A 17,261-nucleotide genomic window follows, 5' to 3' on the forward strand; every position below is an offset into this window, starting at 1 on the left:
CGCCCCCACATGGAGGTATTCCCCATGTCCCTGCGCTCCCGCCTCTGCATAGTCGCCGCCGCCGGATTCCTCGCCGCCGCGGCCGCCGTCACGCCCGCCGCCGCGGCGCACGACGACTGGGACCCGGCCGGCGGCGACGGCCACCACCAGTACGACCCGGCCGGTGGCAACGGCGACCACCACGGCCACCACGGCAGGCACCTCTACAAGGGGGTCGTCACGGCGAACACGCTGGCGCTGCGCAGCGCCCCGAACCGCGGTTCGCAGGTCATCCGGTACGCCCACAAGGGCGAGATCGTCAAGATCTTCTGCAAGACCGGCGGCGAGACCGTCAAGGGCAATCCGCTCTGGTACCTGCTCACGGACGGCACCTGGGCCTGGGGCGCGGCCCGCTACATCGACAACATCGGTCCCGCGCCACGCTGGTGCTGACACTCCGTCACCCAAAGGCACACAACACGCACCGTTTGGGTAGGTTCCGGACATGAGCAAGGCCGGAATCACCGTGGCGACGGCGGACCCGCCCACGCCCGCCGTCCGCCGCCTCCCCCGGCGCCGGGGCGTCGAACTCGCCCTCATCGTCCTGGCCGTACTGCTGTCCGTGTACGGCTACTGCGCCGTGGGCCTGGCCCGGCACGGGACGCTGCCGCCCGGTGCGGCAGGCTACGGCGCCGGGCTCGGTGTGCTCGCGCTGCTGGCCCATCTGGCCGTTCGCCTGCGCGCCCCCTGGGCCGATCCGCTGCTGCTGCCCATCGGCGTGCTGCTCAACGGTCTCGGCCTGGTGCTCATCTACCGGCTCGACCTGGAGACCCCGGGCGACCGGGCGGCACCGGCGCAGCTGGTGTGGTCGACGCTGGGCGTGGCGCTGTTCATCCTCGTGGTCCTGCTGCTGCGCGACCACCGGGTGCTGCAGCGCTACACCTACGTCTGCGTCGTGGCCGCGCTGGTGCTGCTCACCCTGCCGATCCTGTTCCCGGCGGTGAACGGGGCCCGCATCTGGATCCGGGTCGCCGGGTTCTCCATCCAGCCGGGCGAGTTCGCCAAGGTGCTGCTGGCGGTGTTCTTCGCCGCGTACCTGGCCGCCAACCGCAACGCCCTGGCCTGCACGGGCCGTCGCGTCTGGCGGCTCCGGCTGCCCACCGGCCGGGTCCTCGGCCCGATCGTCGCCGTCTGGCTGGTGAGCGTGGGCGTGCTGATCCTGGAACGCGACCTCGGCACCTCGCTACTCTTCTTCGGCCTGTTCGTGGTCCTCCTGTACGTGGCCACCGGCCGCACCGGCTGGATCGCCGTGGGGCTGCTGCTGGCGGCGCTGGGCGCGGTCGCGGTCGGGCGGCTGGAGCCGCACGTGCACGGCCGGATCGAGACGTGGCTGCACCCGTTCGCCTCGATCGAGGCGGGCCAGGGCGCGAACCAGCTCGCGCAGTCGCTGTTCGCCTTCGCGGAGGGCGGCCTGCTCGGCACGGGCCTGGGCCTCGGCCACTCCGTCCTCATCGGCTTCGCCGTGAAGTCCGACTTCATCCTGGCCACGGCGGGCGAGGAACTGGGCCTGGCCGGCCTGTCGGCCGTCATCCTCCTGTACGGCCTGCTGGTGGAGCGCGGCTACCGGGCCGGCCTCGCCCTGCGCGAGCCCTTCGGCCGGCTGCTGGCCGTCGGCCTCGCCTCGCTCGTGGCGCTCCAGGTGTTCGTGATCGCGGGCGGTGTGACCGGGCTGATCCCGCTGACCGGCATGGCGATGCCGTTCCTCGCCCAGGGCGGCTCGTCGCTGGTGACCAACTGGGCGATCGTGGCGCTGCTGGTCCGGGTGAGCGACTCGGCACGGCGCCAGCACGACGGGCAGGACGCGCCGTGACCCGGCACATCCGGCACGCCGGGTACTTCTGCGCCCTGCTGCTGGTGGCCCTGCTGGTCAACGCCGCCCGCGTCCAGGTCGTCCAGGCCCCGGAGTACGACCGCAACCCGGCCAACCGGCGGCCCGACATCAGCCGTTGGGAGCGGCCGCGCGGTGACATCCTGGTCGGCGGCCGGCCGGTCACCGGCTCGAAGGACACCCGCGAGCACCTGCGCTACGAACGCACCTACGCCGACGGCCCGTTGTACGCCCCGGTCACCGGTTTCGCCTCCCAGCTGTACGGCACGACGCTGCTGGAGGACGCCGCGGACGGGGTGCTGTCCGGCTCGGACCCGATGCTCGCGCCCTTCCCGCTGTGGAACGACTTCACCCGGGCGCGCAGCTCCGGCGGCCATGTCGAGACGACCCTCGACCCGGCCGCGCAGCGGGCGGCGTTCAAGGGGCTCGCGGGCCTCAAGGGCGCGGTCGCGGCCGTGGAACCCGCGACCGGCCGGATCCTGGCCCTGGTCTCCGCGCCCTCCTACGACCCCCAGCCGCTGTCCGGGAACGGGACGGCGGCGGCCCGGGCCTGGGCCCGGCTCACCGCGGACGAGGACCGGCCGATGCTCAACCGGGCGGTGCGGCAGACGTATCCGCCGGGCTCCACCTTCAAGGTCGTCACCGCGGCCGCCGCGCTGGACGCCGGGGTGGTCACGGATCTCGACGCGCGGACCGACTCCCCCGACCCGTACACCCTGCCCGGGACGCGGACCCGGCTGAAGAACGCGTCCCGGGGCTGCGCGAACGCCTCGGTGCGCACGGCCTTCAGGCTCTCCTGCAACACGGTCTTCGCCAAGCTCGGCGTGGAGGTGGGCGTGCGGGACATGACGGCCACGGCGCACGCCTTCGGCTTCAACGACGCCGAGCTGGCCGTCCCCTTCCCGGTGGCCCGCTCCACCTTCGACACCACGCTCGACCGGGCGCAGCTGGCGCTGTCGTCGATCGGGCAGTACAACACCCGCGCCACGCCCCTGCAGATGGCGATGGTCGCGGCGGCCGTGGCCAACGGCGGGCAGGTGCGCGAGCCGTATCTGGTGGAGCGCACGACCCGGCCGGGCGGGAGCGTCCTCGCGACCGCGGGCTCCCGTGGGGTGCGCCAGGCGATGTACCCCTCGACCGCGGTACGGCTGCGCGCCCTGATGCGGGAGGTCGTCGAGGAGGGCACCGGCCGCCGGGCCGCGATCCGCGGCGCGAAGGTCGGCGGCAAGACCGGCACCGCCCAGCACGGTCTCGCCAACTCCGGCATGCCGTACGCCTGGTTCGTCTCCTGGGCGCAGGGCCCCCGGGACCTGACGCCGAGCGTGGCGGTCGCGGTCGTCGTGGAGGACGCGGAGGAGCAGCGCCGGGACATCAGCGGCGGCGGTGACGCGGCGCCGATCGCGCGGGCGGTGATGAAGGCGGTGCTGACGTCACGCGAGCGCGCGCCCGGTTCCTGACCCGGGCGCCGCCCGGCCGTCGCCGTCCCGCCCGGCGTCGACGGCGTCGCACACCTGCGCCACCCGCCCCCGCTCCTCATGCCGAACGCGGCCGGCGCCAGGCCCTCGATCAGCACCTGCATGCCCGGGTACGGCATGCCCCGCAGGCCCACACGAAGTAGACGCCGGGTCAACAAGTCGCGCACGAGGGATTGACGGCGTTACTGACAGGCAGTCTCATAAAAGGGACGGTGACGTGTGCACAACGAGGTGGGCAGCGATGACGACCCTGACGGAAGCCGACGCGCTCGACGGCCTGCGCGACGCCCTGGGCCTGCTGAAGGACCGGGAGCAGGTGGCCCAGCGGCTGCTCGACTCCTCCGCCAAGCACTCCTTCGACCCGGACAAGGAGCTGGACTGGGACGCGCCCTTCGAGGAGGGCAAGTGGTTCTGGCCCCCGGAGCTGGTCTCCCTCTACGACACCCCGCTGTGGAAGCGCATGAGCGAGGAGCAGCGCATCCTGCTCTCCCAGCACGAGGCGGCCGCCCTCGCCTCCCTCGGCATCTGGTTCGAGATCATCCTCATGCAGCTCCTGGTCCGCCACATCTACGACAAGGCGGCCACCAGCGCGCACGTCCGCTACGCCCTCACCGAGATCGAGGACGAGTGCCGTCACTCCAAGATGTTCGCCCGGCTGATCTCCCACGGCGGCACGCCCTGGTACCCGGTCAGCCGCGTCCACCAGCAGCTGGGCCGCCTGTTCAAGACCATCTCCACCACCCCGGGTTCCTTCACGGCCACCCTGCTGGGCGAGGAGGTCCTCGACTGGATGCAGCGCCTCACCTTCCCGGACGAGCGGGTCCAGACCCTGATCCGCGGCGTCACCCGCATCCACGTCGTCGAGGAGGCCCGCCACGTCCGCTACGCCCGCGAGGAACTCCGCCGCCAGATGGTGACGGCCCCCAAGTGGTCCCAGGAGTTCACCCGCATCACCTCGGGCGAGTTCGCCCGGGTCTTCTCGGTGGCGTTCGTGAACCCTGAGGTCTACACGAACGTGGGCCTCGACAAGCGGGAGGCCCTCGCCCAGGTCAAGGCCAGCGGCCACCGCCGCGAGGTCATGCAGACCGGCTCCAAGCGGCTCACGGACTTCCTCGACGACATCGGGGTGCTGCGGGGCGTGGGCCGCCGGCTGTGGAAGTCGTCGGGGCTGCTGGCCTGAGACCCGCGGACGCCCCGACGGCCCCGCACCCGCCGTCGCGCGGAAGGGGCCGTGCCGGGGGGCGCCCGCAGCGGTTGGCGCGTCGACGGACAGCGAGCCGGTCCGCAACCCCATCGCGCCGTTCCGAGGACGGACACCCCCCCGGCGCGGCCCCGACCTCCCACCGGCGAAGAGCGAAGGACGCGCACCCCCACCCATCACGCCCAGGCCCAGAGCCACCCCCCCACCAGCGACAAGCCACCGCAGCCGCCCCACCCCACCGCCGCAGGCCACCGCACGCCCCCACCCACCGCTACGCAGCCCTCCGACCCCCCGATTACGCTGCGGAGCATGACACCAGCCGCCGCCCCCACCCCCGCCTACCGGCGACTCAGCGTCGAGGAGCGCCGCAGCCAGTTGCTCACCGCCGCGCTGGGCCTCTTCGCGCACCGCGCGCCGGAGGAGGTCTCCCTGGACGACGTCGCCGAGGCGGCCGGCGTCTCCCGGCCCTTGGTGTACCGGTACTTCCCCGGCGGCAAGCAGCAGTTGTACGAGGCCGCCCTGCGCTCCGCCGCCGACGAGCTCCAGCACTGCTTCGACGAACCCCGCGAGGGCCCGCTCCTGTCCCGCCTGTCCCGTGCCCTCGACCGCTACCTCGCCTTCGTCGACGAGCACGACGCCGGTTTCAGCGCCCTCCTCCAGGGCGGCAGCGTCGTCGAGACGTCACGCACCACCGCCATCGTCGACGGCGTCCGCCGCGTCGCGGCCGAGCACATCCTCAGCCACCTGGGCGTCACCGGCCCGGGCCCCCGGCTGCGCATGACCATCCGCATGTGGATCACCGCCGTCGAGGCGTCCTCGCTGATCTGGCTCGACGAGGACAAGGACCCCCCGGCGGAGGAGCTCCGCGACTGGCTCGTCGAGCAGTTCGTCGCCATGCTGACGGTGACCGCCCGCCGCGACCCGCAGACGGACGCCCTGGTCCAGGCGCTCGCCGAGGATGTCTGACACTGATCCCGTGAAGAGCGAAGACACCCCCTTCGAGGGCGGCCCCATGGACGGCAGGGTGCTGCCCGTCCTGCTCGGCATCACCGGCCACCCGCCCAAGACCTACCGCATCCCCGTCCCTGACCCGCACGGCGGACCGCCCACGGTGCTGGTCTACCGGCGCGTGCCCCGCGGGCCGGGCAAGGTGGGCCTGACGAACCGCTGGAAGTACGCCTACGACCCGGAGGGCGCCCCCACCCGCCGGCTCAACTGGCCGTGGTCGAAGCCGGACGCCACGAAGCCAGACGCCACGCCGCCCGGCAAGCGGGACGACGCCGACGGGTGACGCCGTTGCGCCGAACCGCGCACACTCACCGCGCGCACCCCGCGCACGCGCCCGATCCTCACGGTGTCCGGCGGCAGTGGGCCGCCCCCGCATCGGAGGTGACGCCATGTCAGGAAGCCTGCTGCGTCTGGTCTGCGTCGCGGCGACGGCGGCCGGGACGGCCCTCGCGCCCCTGCCCGCCGCGGCCGCTCCCGAACCGGACGAGCAACCACCCTCCGTCGCCCGCCTCCTGACCGACCTTCAGCGCCTGTACCGGGAGGCCGAGGAGGCCACCGAGGCGTACAACGCCACCGAGGAGAAGCTGAAGAGGCAGCGTGCGGAGACCGATCGGCTGGAGCGCGCCCTCGCCCGCGCCCGGCTCTCCCTGCACGACAGCCGGGGCGCGGCCGGCCGGCTGGCCCGGCAGCAGTACCAGAGCAGCACCGGCCTCTCCCCGTACGTCCGGCTGCTGCTGGCCCGCGACCCGGAGCGCGCGGTGGACCAGGGCCGGGTGATCGGCCGCATCGCACGGGAGCGGGCCGGCACCGTCGGCCGGCTGACCGGCAGCGAACGCAAGGCCCGGGACCTGGCCCGCAAGGCCCGCGCGGCCCTCGACGAGCAGCTCGTGCTCGCCGAGCGGCGCAAGGAGGAACGCGACACCGTGCGCGGGCGGCTGCACGACGTCGAGGAACTGCTCGCCTCCCTCGACGACGACCAGCTCACGGCCGTCGCCGAGCTGGAGGAGGCCGGCGTCGCGAAGGCGCAGAAGCGCCTCCTGGCGTCCGGCGCGCTAGGCGCCGGCGGCAGCGCCAACGCCGTCCGCAGGCCGACGGCCGCGGGCGACCGGGCCGTGCGCTACGCCCTGCGGCAGCTCGGCAAGCCGTACGAGTGGGGCGCGGAGGGCCCGGAGTCGTTCGACTGCTCCGGCCTCACCTCGCAGGCCTGGGCCGCGGCCGGCACGCCCGTCCCGCGCACCAGCCAGGAGCAGTGGAGGCGGCTGGAGCGGATCGAGCTGGACGAGCTGCGCCCGGGCGACCTGGTCGTGTACTTCGAGGAGGCCACGCACGTGGCGCTGTACCTCGGCGACGGCAAGGTCGTCCAGGCGCCGCGCCCGGGCGCGAAGGTGAAGGTGTCACCGATCGCGGCGAACCCCGTCCTGGGCGCCGTACGCCCGGACCCGGACGGGAAGCCCCTGCGGCGGTACGAGCCGCCGGAGCTCCCGGCGGGCGCGACGGACGGGTCCGACGAGGGCTACGACGGCCCCGACGGCCCCAGTGACGACACGGGCGACGAGGACTAGGCGGCGCCCGCGCCCGACGCCTCCACCAGGTACGCCTGCGCCTTCTCCGGCTCGTAGAAGAAGTTCTCGAAGTCGGCCGGGTTGTCGAAGCCGTTGGCGAAGCGGTCGGCGACCGGCTGGATCTCCCCGGCGGCGCCGATGAGGTTCAGCACGTGCTCGGGCGGCGGCGCGAGCATCGCGTTGGTCCACTTGGTGACGTGCTGGGCGGTGTTCCAGTAGCGGTCGAAGGTGGCCCGCATCCACTCCTCGTCGAACGGCTTGTCACCGTGCTCGACGATGGAGGCGAGGTAGGCGGCGGCGCACTTGGACGCGGAGTTGGAACCCTGCCCGGTGATCGGGTCGTTGGCCACCACCACGTCGGCGACGCCGAGCACCAGGCCGCCGCCGGGCAGGCGCCCGATGGGGTTGCGGACGGTGGGGGCGTAGCGCCCGGCCAGAGTGCCGCCGGCGTCGGTCAGTTCGACCTTGGTGGCCCGGGCGTACTCCCAGGGGACGTACCGCTCCATGAGTTCCAGGGTCAGGGAGAGGTGCTCCGCGGGGTCCTTGACTCCGGCGAAGACGTCGAGCGGGCCGCCGGGTATGCCCTCCCAGAAGAGGATGTCGGCCCGGCCGGAGGTGGTCAGGCAGGGCATGACGAACAGCTCGCCGACGCCCGGCACGAGGTTGCAGCGGACCGCCTCGGTGTCCGGGTGCTCGGGGCGCGGGCCCAGGCCGTGGACGTACGCCACGGCCAGCGCGCGCTGCGGCTCGCTGTACGGGGAGCGCTCCGGGTCGCGGGCGAACATCTGCACCAGCTCGCCCTTGCCGGCCGCGACCAGCACCAGGTCGTAGGTGCGGGAGAAGTAGTCGAGGTCGCCGACGGCCGCGCCGTGGATGACGAGCTGGCCGCCGCGCTGGGCGAAGGTCTCCATCCAGCCGGCCATCTTCACGCGCTGGTCGATCGACTGCGCGTACCCGTCGAGGCGGCCCAGCCAGTCGATGGCCCGCGCGGCGGGGCCCTCGGCCCAGGAGCCGGGGGCGGCGACCGAGACGCCGAGTCCTTCGATCTTCGGGGCCTGGGACTCCCAGAAGTTCAGCTGGAGATCGCGCTCGTGCTGCAGGGCCGTGTGGAACATGCACTGCGTCGACATGACCCGGCCGGTGCGGATCTCGTCCGCCGTCCGGTTCGACATCAGGGTGACCTCGTACCCCTGCGACTGGAGGCCGAGGGCGATCTGGAGACCGGACTGGCCGGCTCCGACGACGAGTATCTTCCGCATGCGGGCTGTCCTCTACTCGGGGGTTTCGTCCAGCGCGTGGCCGACGAGGGCCAGGAGGGTCTCGATCACGGAGATCCGGCGACGCGCGTCCATGATCATGACAGGTATGTGTTGCGGGATGGTCAAGGCCTCCCGCACGTCCTCCGGCTCGAACAGCTCGGCGCCGTCGAAGTGGTTGACCGCGACCACGTACGGCAGCCCGGAGCTCTCGAAGTAGTCGAGGACCGGGAAGCAGTCCTTCAGCCGCCGGGTGTCGGCCAGCACGACGGCGCCGATCGCACCGCGCACGATGTCGTCCCACATGAACCAGAAGCGCTGCTGGCCCGGTGTGCCGAACAGGTAGAGCACCAGGTCGTCGTCGAGCGTGATGCGCCCGAAGTCCATGGCGACGGTGGTGGAGGTCTTGCCCGGCGTGGCGGTGAGGTCGTCGGTGGCCTCGCTCGCCTCGGTCATCAGCGCCTCGGTCTGCAGCGGCGTGATCTCCGAGGCGGAGGTGACCAGCGTGGTCTTGCCCACGCCGAAGCCGCCCGCCACCACGATCTTCGTGGCTATGGGGGCCCGGGTGCGGTCCGTCTCCCAGGCGTGCATGCCCGCGTCGGGCTGGGCGAGCGGGGAGGAAGCAGCGACGCCGTGAGCGGCGTCAGAGACGACGGAGTCCACTCAGCACCCTTTCCAGCAGAGCGCGGTCCGGGCGGCCCGTTCCGTGGCCGGTGCCCGTTCCGTACACACGGATCTTTCCCTGGTCCGCGAGGTCGCTGAGGAGCACGCGGACCACGCCGAGCGGCATCTTCAGCAGCGCGGCGATCTCGGCCACCGTACGCATCCGGCGGCACAGTTCGACGATGGCCCGCAGCTCCGGCATCACGCGGCTGGAGAGGTTGCCGTTCGTCAGTTCCTTGCGCTCCTCCGGGGCGTCCAGCGCGGCCGTGCTGGCCACGAACGTCTCCACGAGGAGGACGTGGCCGAAGCGGGTCCGGCCGCCGGTGAGCGAGTAGGGGCGGACCCGGGCGGGTTTGCGGTCCCCGCCGCGGACCGGGAGGTGCTGCTTGGGCGTACTGCTCATCGGGCACTCCCCGTCGTCTGGGACTCCTCCAGGGATTTGCGGAGTTCGCTGCGCAGTTCCGGCGTCAGGACGTGACCGGCCCGGCCGACGAACAGGGCCATGTGGTACGCCACCACGCTCATGTCGCAGTCCGCGGAGCCGTGCACGCCGAGCAGCGAGCCGTCGCTGATCGACATGACGAACAGGCTGCCCTCCTCCATGGCGATCATGGTGTGCTTGACGCCGCCGTAGTCCATGAGCTTGGCGGCGCCGATGGTGAGGCTGCCGATGCCGGAGACGATGGTGGCGAGGTCGGCGGCGGAGCCGCGGGGGCCGGTGGCCCGGGTCCCGCTGGTCTGCAGGGCCTCCCGGGCCTCCTTGTTGCGGTCTGCGTCGGAGGACAGCAGGAGCAGTCCGTCGGAGGAGACGACCGCGACCGAGAGGATGCCGGGTACCTCCTCGACGAGGTTGGTCAGCAGCCAGTGCAGGTTGCGGGCCTCACTGCTCAGTCCGATCAGTCCGAAGGTACTGGGCGCGGTCAACTGCTTGCCTCCTCGACTGTGCCCCCCGTGGCTTCTTCGGAATCAGCTGGTCCAGATGTGCCGGCGGCCGGCCGCTGGTGCGAAGCCGTCTGCTCGGCGATCTCCGCCTCCACCTCGCGGTAGCCGGCCTGAGCGCCCTGGCGGAAGCCGCCGAGGCGGCGGCGCAGGGCCTCGGCGTCGACCGAGCCGCTGCGCTGGCGCGGAGCGGTGGCCGGTGCGGTGATCTTGGGCGTGCGCTTGGGCAGGCCCTTGTCGGTGACGCGTTCGTGCTCGGCGTCGGGCTCGGTCCCGTCCTGGGCGTGTTCGCTCCCGCCCGCACCCCCCGTGCGGGTCGCGGAAGCGTGGTCGGCCGGACCCCGCGCGGCGGTTTCGCCGTCGTCGGCCGCGGTCTCGTGCCGCGTCGGCTCCGGCTCCTCCTGGGGTATCGGGGCCAGCAGTTCCATCGTGGTCTCGGCGGGGGTCTCGGCCGGTGCCGTGGTGCCCTCGGCGGTCCCGGCCGGTTCCGCCGCGTCGTCGGTGGCCGCGGTCCCGGCCGGCTCCGGGTGCTCCGCCGCGGTGCTGCCGCGGCCGGCCTCCTCCCGCCGTACGGCCTTCTCCGCCAGGGCCACCAGCGGGTCCCCGCCGCTGGTGCGGCCGTGCAGGACGTTGGAGTTGGCCTCCGAGTCGGCGCCCGGCAGGGAGAAGGAGTGGGTGGTGCCGGAGAGCGGTCCGGAGGCCGGGACGGCGGCGGGCGCCGCGGCGGCCAGCAGGGTCCTGGGCAGGACGACGACCGCCGCGATACCGCCCTGCTTCTGCTCGCGCAGCTGGACGCGGACGCCGTGGCGGTGCGCGAGCCGGGCCACGACGTACAGGCCGAGGCCGAGACCGTCCTCGCCCTCCTGGTCGTAGGAGGCCTCCGGGTCGAAGTCGGACAGGCGGGTGTTCAGGCGCTCCAGCCGGTCCTCGGTCATGCCGATGCCCTCGTCCTGGACGGAGAGCATGACCTCGCCGTTCTCCAGCAGCCAGCCGGAGATCTCGACGGGCAGGTCGGGCGGGGAGAACGAGGTGGCGTTCTCCATGAGTTCGGCCAGCAGGTGCGACAGGTCGTCCGCGGCGAACCCGGCGATGTGCGCGTGCGGCGGCAGCGCGGCGATCCGGACCCGCTCGTACCGCTCGATCTCGCTGACCGCGGCGCGCACGACGTCCACCAGGGGCACGGGCCCGGCGGCGTGCTGGACGTGCTCGGTGCCGGCGAGGACGAGGAGGTTCTCGCTGTGCCGGCGCATGACGGTCGCGAAGTGGTCGAGCTTGAAGAGCGTGGCGAGCCGGTCCGGGTCCTGCTCGCGCTCCTCCAGGTTCTCGATGACGGCCAGTTGCCGCTCGACCAGGCCGAGGGTGCGCAGGGCGAGGTTGACGAAGGTGCTGCCGATGGCCGTGCGCAGCCGCTCCAGCTGGGCGGCGGACTCGGCGAGTTCCCCGCGCAGTTCCTCGCGCGCGTCGGCCATCTTCTGGCGCTGGCCCACCAGGTGCTTGCGGTCGGACTCCAGCGTGGTGACGCGCTCCGTGAGGGCGGCCGCGTGCGCGTGCAGGGCGTTCACGGAGCGGACGACCTGCGCGAACTCGTCGTTGCGGCCGGTGAACTTCACCGGTTCCTCGGCCGCCGGGTCCTCGGCCTCGGCGAGGCGCTTGGTCCCCAGGCGCAGCACGGCGAGCGGGCGGGTCAGGCTGCGGGCCATGCCCGTGGCGACACCGACGGCGAGCAGCATCAGGGCGCCGAGGATCGCGATGCGGATCTCCAGCGCGGTGACGTCGTCGTCGCGCAGCGCCTCCAGGTCCTTGGTGCGGCGGTCGTAGAGGGCGGACTCGACGCCGCGCATCAGGTCGACCCGGGCGGACAGGGCCGCGTCCAGGCGCTTGGTGTCGGTGTTCAGCTCGCCGCCGGTCATGGACGGCTGGTCGGTCAGGGTGGCGAGGTACTTCTCGGCGGAGTTGACCTCGGTGCCGGTGACCGTGTTGTCGAAGGAGGTGCGGGCCGCCTTGGGGGCGGTGGCGCGGAAGTCGGCCAGGGCCGCGTCGGAGCGCAGCCGGGCCTGCTGGGCGGCGGCGCTCAGGGCGTCGCGCTGCCGGGCGTCGGCGCCGGAGGAGGTGGCCGTCTCGGTCGGCAGGCCGGTGACCGGGTCGATGACCGTCTCGGTGCCGCGCGGCACGCTGAGGGCGGCGAGCAGCAGTCCCCGGGCCGCGGCGGCCTGCTGGACGGCGGAGTCCAGCTCGGCCAGGGCGTGACCGCCGGCGCCCGCGCGGGGCGGCGTCCGCTGCGCCAGCTGCTCGGCGAGCCGGTGGAGTTCGGTGATGGCGGCGGAGTACGCCTGGTGCGCTTCGAGGGCGCTGCTCTTGCCGGTGAGCGCCGCCCGCCGTACGGCCGCGATGCCGTCGAGGCCCGAGCGGAGCGCGGCGGGCGTGTCGGTGTCGGCCCGCAGCTCCTCGACCTGCCGGTCCACGCGTTCGCTGTGCTGCTCGGTGGGGGCCTTGGACTTGGGGCGCCCGGCCGCGATGTAGGCGGTGACGTCGTCGCGCTCGTCGGCGAGGGAGTGCGCGAGGGCGAGGGCGTTCTGCGTCTGCTGCGCGAGCGTCACCAGCTCCTGGGAGTCGTGCAGTTCCCCGGAGGCGGCCAGCACCGAGGGGGTGCCGGCGCCGGCGATGGCCGCCGCGACCACGGCAACGGCGACGATGAGCCGGTTGCGTACGTGTGTGGGGCGGCCCTTGCCGGTGGGGGGCGTCGGCTCAGCGCCCTGAACGGGGGCCGTCTGCTTGCCTGTGCGACGAGGCCGCGTCTTCTGCACCGGTGCTCGCATTCCTGACTCGTGAACCCTTGGGCCCGGATGACGCTCCGTCAACTGGCGCGTACTCCCGGTACACTTCCCGACCCTCCCAGCGCCGGTGGGCAGCGCACGCGCATCACCTGACCCGCCACCCGAAGGAGTGAACCCCGGACGGGAGTTGAGGGGCAAGTTCCGCAGGCTCTTGCAGCAGCCGTGCGCGGCACGCCGGTTGGACGCCGGGAGCGGGCGGTGGCAATATTCGCCACCACGCCTTCCCGGAACACATCATTCCACCCCAAACCCGGCACCTGACCTGCGCGGGTGCGCCCACAGGGCAACCATTGCCAGCCTTTTGCCGACCTTGTGAAGGGCTCGTGCAGACTGGCTGGATGCGTACGGAACTCGCCTCGGAGCCGGGAGACGCCGGCCGCCCCAACGAGGACTTCGCCAGTGTCGGGCTACCGGCTTCAGGACAGGGCGGCGCGCTCGTCGTCCTGGACGGGGTGACGCCGCCGAAGGCCGGGACGGGCTGTCTGCATTCCGTTCCCTGGTACACCGCGCGCCTCGGGGGCGCACTGACCGAACTGACCGTTTCACTCCCGGATGTTCCTCTGGTCGAAGCCCTGTCCAGCGCCATCGCGCGTACCGCCGCGGCGCACGCTTCAACCTGTGACCTTTCTCACCCCCGCACGCCGCAGGCCACGGTGGTCGTGGCCCGCTGGGATCCGGACACGGTGGAGTACCTCGTCCTGTCGGACTCGGCCCTGCTCCTGGAGTCCCCGGACGGCGCGGTGACGCCCGTCCTGGACGACCGGCTGGCCCTGCTGCCCCGCTCGGCCCTGGCCACGGACGCGGTGGTGGACGCGACGCTGCGGAACAAGGAGGGCGGTTTCTTCACGGCGGCGGCCGATCCCTCGGTGGCCCGGCTGGCCGTGACCGGAGCCCTCCCCCGCCGGGAGGTCCGCGCCCTGGCCGCCCTGACGGACGGGGCGACCCGCTGGGTGGAGCGGTTCGAGGAGGGCGACTGGACGGACTGCTTCCTTCTCGTGCGCAAGGAGGGACCGCAGGCGCTCGTCGACCGGGTGCGCGCGCTGGAACGGGCGGATGCCGCCGCGCCGGGCGGCCGCGGCAAGCGGCACGACGACGCGACGGTCGTGTACGTCGAGTTCTGACGGCCCGCCCCGCGGAGCCCTGGACGGGTGCTACTTCTCCATGCCGCGGTTGAGCTGGTGCAGCAGCCGGGCCAGTTCCGTGACCTCACCCGTCTCCCAGTCGGCCAGCCGGCCGGCGTAGCGGGCGCGGCGGGCCTCGCGGACCCGGCGGACGCGGTCGTGGCCCTCCTGGGTGAGGGCGACCAGCCAGGCCCGGCCGTCGGCCGGGTCGGGCTCGCGGGCGACCAGGCCGAGCTCCTCCAGGGCGCGCAGCTGGCGGGACATCGTGGCCTTGCCGACTCCGATGTACGCGGCGAGTTCGGTGGCCCGCTGCTTGCCGCACTCGTCCAGCCGCACGAGCAGTCCGTAAGCGGATGACTCCAGGTCGGGGTGGACCTCGCGGGCCATCTCGCCCTGGCTGGCCCGGGCCCGCCGCAGCAGTACGGTCAGCTCCCGCTCCAGCGCGAGGAAGGCGGGCCGGTCCACACCGCTGCCGGCCTCCGCGGCGCCGCCCGTACCGTTCGCGGCCGTGCCCTCGGCGGCCGTGCCGCTTCCGGCCGCACCGGCATCCGCGGACCCACCGGGTCCGGCCCGGTGTCCGTGGTCGTCGCCGTCCTCGTGCACGTCAGTCCCTGCCTAGGTCGTCACTACTGAGATTGTCCGCCGGTCGCCCTCGGCGCCGCAGCCCGGCAAGTATTCCCAGGTCAGGGCGTCCGTGTCCACAGGGGCACCACACGGTGAAGGCCCGGGCCTCCCTCACGGGAACCCGGGCCTTCCCTGCCGGCCGCGTCCGTCACGCCGCGACCGGGACCTCCGGCGCCGCGCCGTTCGTCGCGGGCGCGAGCGCCAGCTCCAGGACCTGACGGACGTCGGTGACGGTGTGGACGTCGAGCTTGTCCAGCACCTCCGCCGGGACGTCGTCCAGGTCGGGCTCGTTGCGCTTGGGGATGATCACCGTGGTGACGCCCGCCCGGTGCGCCGCGAGCAGCTTCTGCTTGACGCCTCCGATCGGCAGGACCCGCCCGGTCAGCGAGACCTCACCGGTCATGGCCACGTCCGTGCGGACCAGCCGCCCGGACAGCAGGGACGCCAGGGCCGTGGTCATCGTGATGCCCGCGCTCGGGCCGTCCTTGGGGACCGCGCCCGCCGGGAAGTGGATGTGCACGCCCCGGTCCTTCAGGTCGCCCACCGGCAGTTCGAGCTCGGCGCCGTGGGAGCGCAGGAAGCTCAGCGCGATCTGCGCGGACTCCTTCATCACGTCGCCCAGCTGACCGGTCAGGGTCAGCCCGGCCGCGCCGGTCTCCGGGTCGGCCAGCGACGCCTCGACGTAGAGCACGTCGCCGCCCGCGCCGGTCACCGCGAGCCCGGTGGCCACGCCCGGCACGGACGTCCGGCGCTCGGCCGGGTCCTGGGCGGACTCGGGCACGTGGTGCGGCCGGCCGATCAGGTCCCGCAGGTGCTCCTCGGTGACGGTGAGGGGCAGCTCCCGCTCACCCAGTTCGTGCTGGGCGGCGACCTTGCGCAGCAGCCGCGCGATCGACCGCTCCAGGGTGCGCACGCCCGCCTCCCGCGTGTACTCGCCGGCGAGCTTGCGCAGCGCGCCCTCGTCGAGGGTCACCTCGTCCTGGTCGAGCCCGGCCCGCTCCAGCTGGCGCGGGAGCAGGTGGTCGCGGGCGATGACGACCTTCTCGTCCTCGGTGTAGCCGTCGAGCCGGACGATCTCCATCCGGTCGGCCAGGGCCTCCGGGATCGCCTCCAGGACGTTGGCGGTGGCCAGGAAGACGACGTCGGACAGGTCGAGTTCGACCTCCAGGTAGTGGTCGCGGAAGGTGTGGTTCTGCGCCGGGTCGAGCACTTCGAGCAGGGCCGCGGCCGGGTCGCCCCGGAAGTCCGAGCCGACCTTGTCGATCTCGTCGAGCAGCACGACCGGGTTCATCGACCCGGCCTCCTTGATGGCCCGGACGACACGGCCCGGCAGGGCGCCGACGTAGGTGCGCCGGTGGCCGCGGATCTCGGCCTCGTCCCGGACGCCGCCGAGGGCGACGCGGACGAACTTGCGGCCCATCGCGTGGGCGACGGACTCGCCGAGGCTGGTCTTGCCGACGCCGGGCGGACCGACGAGCGCGAGCACGGCTCCGCCGCGCCGCCCGCCGATGACCCCGAGGCCCCGGTCGTCGCGCCGCTTGCGCACGGCCAGGTACTCGGTGATGCGCTCCTTGACGTCCTCGAGCCCGGCGTGCTCGGCGTCCAGGACGGCCTTGGCGCCGCGGATGTCGTAGGCGTCCTCGGTGCGCTCGTTCCACGGCATCTCCAGGACCGTGTCGAGCCAGGTGCGGATCCACGAGCCCTCGGGCGACTGGTCGGAGGAGCGCTCCAGCTTGTCGACCTCCTTCAGGGCGGCCTCGCGGACCTTCTCGGGCAGGTCGGCGGCCTCCACGCGGGCGCGGTAGTCGTCGGACTCCTCGCCCTCCTGCTCGCCGTTCAGCTCGCGCAGCTCCTTGCGGACCGCTTCGAGCTGACGCCGCAGCAGGAACTCGCGCTGCTGCTTGTCGACGCCCTCCTGGACGTCCTTGGCGATGGTCTCGGCCACGTCCTGCTCGGCGAGGTGGTCGCGCAGCTGCTGCGTGGCGAGCTTGAGCCGGGCCACCGGGTCGGTGGTCTCCAGCAGTTCGACCTTCTGGTCGGTGGTCAGGAACGGCGAGTAGCCGGAGTTGTCGGCGAGCGCCGAGACGTCGTCGATGGCCTGGACCCGGTCGACGACCTGCCAGGCGCCGCGCTTGCGCAGCCATGCGGTGGCCAGGGCCTTGTACTCCTTGACCAGTTCGGCGACCTGGCCGGGCAGTGGCTCCGGCACGGTCTCGTCGACGCTGGTGCCCTCGACCCAGAGGGCCGCGCCGGGACCCGTGGTCCCCGCACCGATCCTCACCCGCCCCCGGCCGCGGATCAGCGCGCCCGGGTCGCCGTCGGCCAGCCGGCCGACCTGCTCGACGGTGCCGAGGACACCGGTGTTCGCGTACGTCCCGTCGATGCGTGGCACCAGGAGTACCCGGGGCTTTCCGGGCGTTGTCCGAGCGGCGGCCTGGGCGGCCTCCACCGCGGCACGGACCTCGGAGTCGCTCAGGTCCAGCGGGACCACCATCCCGGGCAGCACGACCTCGTCGTCGAGCGGCAGCACGGGCAGGGTGAGCGGTGTGGACGTCGAAGCCATGATCTCCCCTTCGGCAGTCAAGTTGAGCTATGCCGACTCAATGCTTGAGGGTGGCCCATTGTTCCCCGCCCGGTGTTCGCTGTCAGCGATCAACCGTGACGCGACGGGCGGGGGCACGCGTAAGGTCCCGATGCGTAATAGCTGAAAG

The 17,261-nt window shown here is 73.1% G+C and carries 15 protein-coding genes; 8 read left to right on the plus strand and 7 right to left on the minus strand.

The genetic code is table 11. From position 1 onward, the window contains the following. The first annotated feature begins 24 nt into the window (after positions 1-24). The 7 genes from ACF07N_RS07435 to ACF07N_RS07465 all read left to right on the plus strand — a co-directional run bounded on the left by ACF07N_RS07435 (position 25) and on the right by ACF07N_RS07465 (position 7,113). On the plus strand, positions 25-432 hold the full coding sequence (locus tag ACF07N_RS07435) for an SH3 domain-containing protein (RefSeq protein ID WP_383337508.1): 408 nt from the start codon (positions 25-27) through the stop codon (positions 430-432). A gap of 52 nt (positions 433-484) precedes the next feature. Next, positions 485-1,849, plus strand: coding sequence for an FtsW/RodA/SpoVE family cell cycle protein (locus ACF07N_RS07440; protein WP_392109522.1), 1,365 nt, complete (start codon positions 485-487; stop codon positions 1,847-1,849). Further along, on the plus strand, positions 1,846-3,324 hold the full coding sequence (locus tag ACF07N_RS07445) for a penicillin-binding transpeptidase domain-containing protein (protein WP_392109525.1): 1,479 nt from the start codon (positions 1,846-1,848) through the stop codon (positions 3,322-3,324). Before ACF07N_RS07440 ends, ACF07N_RS07445 begins: the two co-directional genes overlap by 4 nt. Positions 3,325-3,583: 259 nt before the next feature. Next, entirely contained in the window at positions 3,584-4,522 is a 939-nt protein-coding gene (locus ACF07N_RS07450) for a diiron oxygenase (RefSeq protein ID WP_383337506.1), read from the plus strand. 330 nt (positions 4,523-4,852) lie between these two features. Continuing rightward, positions 4,853-5,509, plus strand: a complete 657-nt coding sequence (locus ACF07N_RS07455; RefSeq protein ID WP_383323763.1) for a TetR/AcrR family transcriptional regulator — start codon at positions 4,853-4,855, stop codon at positions 5,507-5,509. Positions 5,510-5,519: 10 nt separating this feature from the next. Next, positions 5,520-5,834 (plus strand): hypothetical protein, encoded by a 315-nt coding sequence (locus ACF07N_RS07460; RefSeq protein ID WP_392109529.1) that lies wholly within the window; start codon positions 5,520-5,522, stop codon positions 5,832-5,834. 106 nt (positions 5,835-5,940) lie between these two features. Then, positions 5,941-7,113, plus strand: a complete 1,173-nt coding sequence (locus ACF07N_RS07465) for an NlpC/P60 family protein (RefSeq protein WP_392109532.1) — start codon at positions 5,941-5,943, stop codon at positions 7,111-7,113. Here the strand turns inward: ACF07N_RS07465 and ACF07N_RS07470 are convergent. The 5 genes from ACF07N_RS07470 to ACF07N_RS07490 are packed head-to-tail and all read right to left on the minus strand — an operon-like array spanning position 7,110 to position 12,775. Then, positions 7,110-8,372, minus strand: a complete 1,263-nt coding sequence (locus ACF07N_RS07470; protein WP_392109535.1) for a styrene monooxygenase/indole monooxygenase family protein — start codon at positions 8,370-8,372, stop codon at positions 7,110-7,112. The two genes, ACF07N_RS07465 and ACF07N_RS07470, sit on opposite strands and share 4 nt — an antisense overlap. A gap of 12 nt (positions 8,373-8,384) precedes the next feature. Next, entirely contained in the window at positions 8,385-9,032 is a 648-nt protein-coding gene (locus tag ACF07N_RS07475) for an ATP/GTP-binding protein (protein WP_362278597.1), read from the minus strand. Then, positions 9,013-9,435: a DUF742 domain-containing protein gene (locus ACF07N_RS07480; protein WP_383323778.1), complete on the minus strand. Its 423-nt coding sequence runs from the start codon at positions 9,433-9,435 to the stop codon at positions 9,013-9,015. Before ACF07N_RS07480 ends, ACF07N_RS07475 begins: the two co-directional genes overlap by 20 nt. Beyond that, the gene (locus ACF07N_RS07485) at positions 9,432-9,956 is read right to left on the minus strand and encodes a roadblock/LC7 domain-containing protein (protein WP_392109539.1); all 525 of its coding nucleotides are present in this window, start codon (positions 9,954-9,956) and stop codon (positions 9,432-9,434) included. The genes ACF07N_RS07480 and ACF07N_RS07485 overlap by 4 nt, the downstream gene beginning before the upstream one ends. After that, positions 9,953-12,775 (minus strand): nitrate- and nitrite sensing domain-containing protein, encoded by a 2,823-nt coding sequence (locus tag ACF07N_RS07490; protein ID WP_392109542.1) that lies wholly within the window; start codon positions 12,773-12,775, stop codon positions 9,953-9,955. Before ACF07N_RS07490 ends, ACF07N_RS07485 begins: the two co-directional genes overlap by 4 nt. Before the next feature lie 368 nt (positions 12,776-13,143). Between ACF07N_RS07490 and ACF07N_RS07495 the strand changes: the two genes are divergently transcribed. Then, on the plus strand, positions 13,144-13,926 hold the full coding sequence (locus ACF07N_RS07495; protein WP_392109545.1) for a protein phosphatase 2C domain-containing protein: 783 nt from the start codon (positions 13,144-13,146) through the stop codon (positions 13,924-13,926). Between the two features lie 30 nt (positions 13,927-13,956). Here ACF07N_RS07495 and ACF07N_RS07500 read toward each other — a convergent pair whose 3' ends face one another. Both ACF07N_RS07500 and lon read right to left on the minus strand, forming a co-directional pair. Then, complete coding sequence (locus tag ACF07N_RS07500; protein ID WP_392111065.1) at positions 13,957-14,391, minus strand: MarR family winged helix-turn-helix transcriptional regulator; 435 nt, start codon at positions 14,389-14,391, stop codon at positions 13,957-13,959. A 307-nt stretch (positions 14,392-14,698) separates the two neighbouring features. Beyond that, on the minus strand, positions 14,699-17,113 hold the full coding sequence (gene lon, locus ACF07N_RS07505; RefSeq protein WP_392109548.1) for an endopeptidase La: 2,415 nt from the start codon (positions 17,111-17,113) through the stop codon (positions 14,699-14,701). Positions 17,114-17,261: the final 148 nt, after the last annotated feature.

This window comes from Streptomyces sp. NPDC015242 (genome assembly GCF_043079125.1).
In the GTDB taxonomy this organism is placed as follows: Bacteria; Actinomycetota; Actinomycetes; order Streptomycetales; family Streptomycetaceae; genus Streptomyces.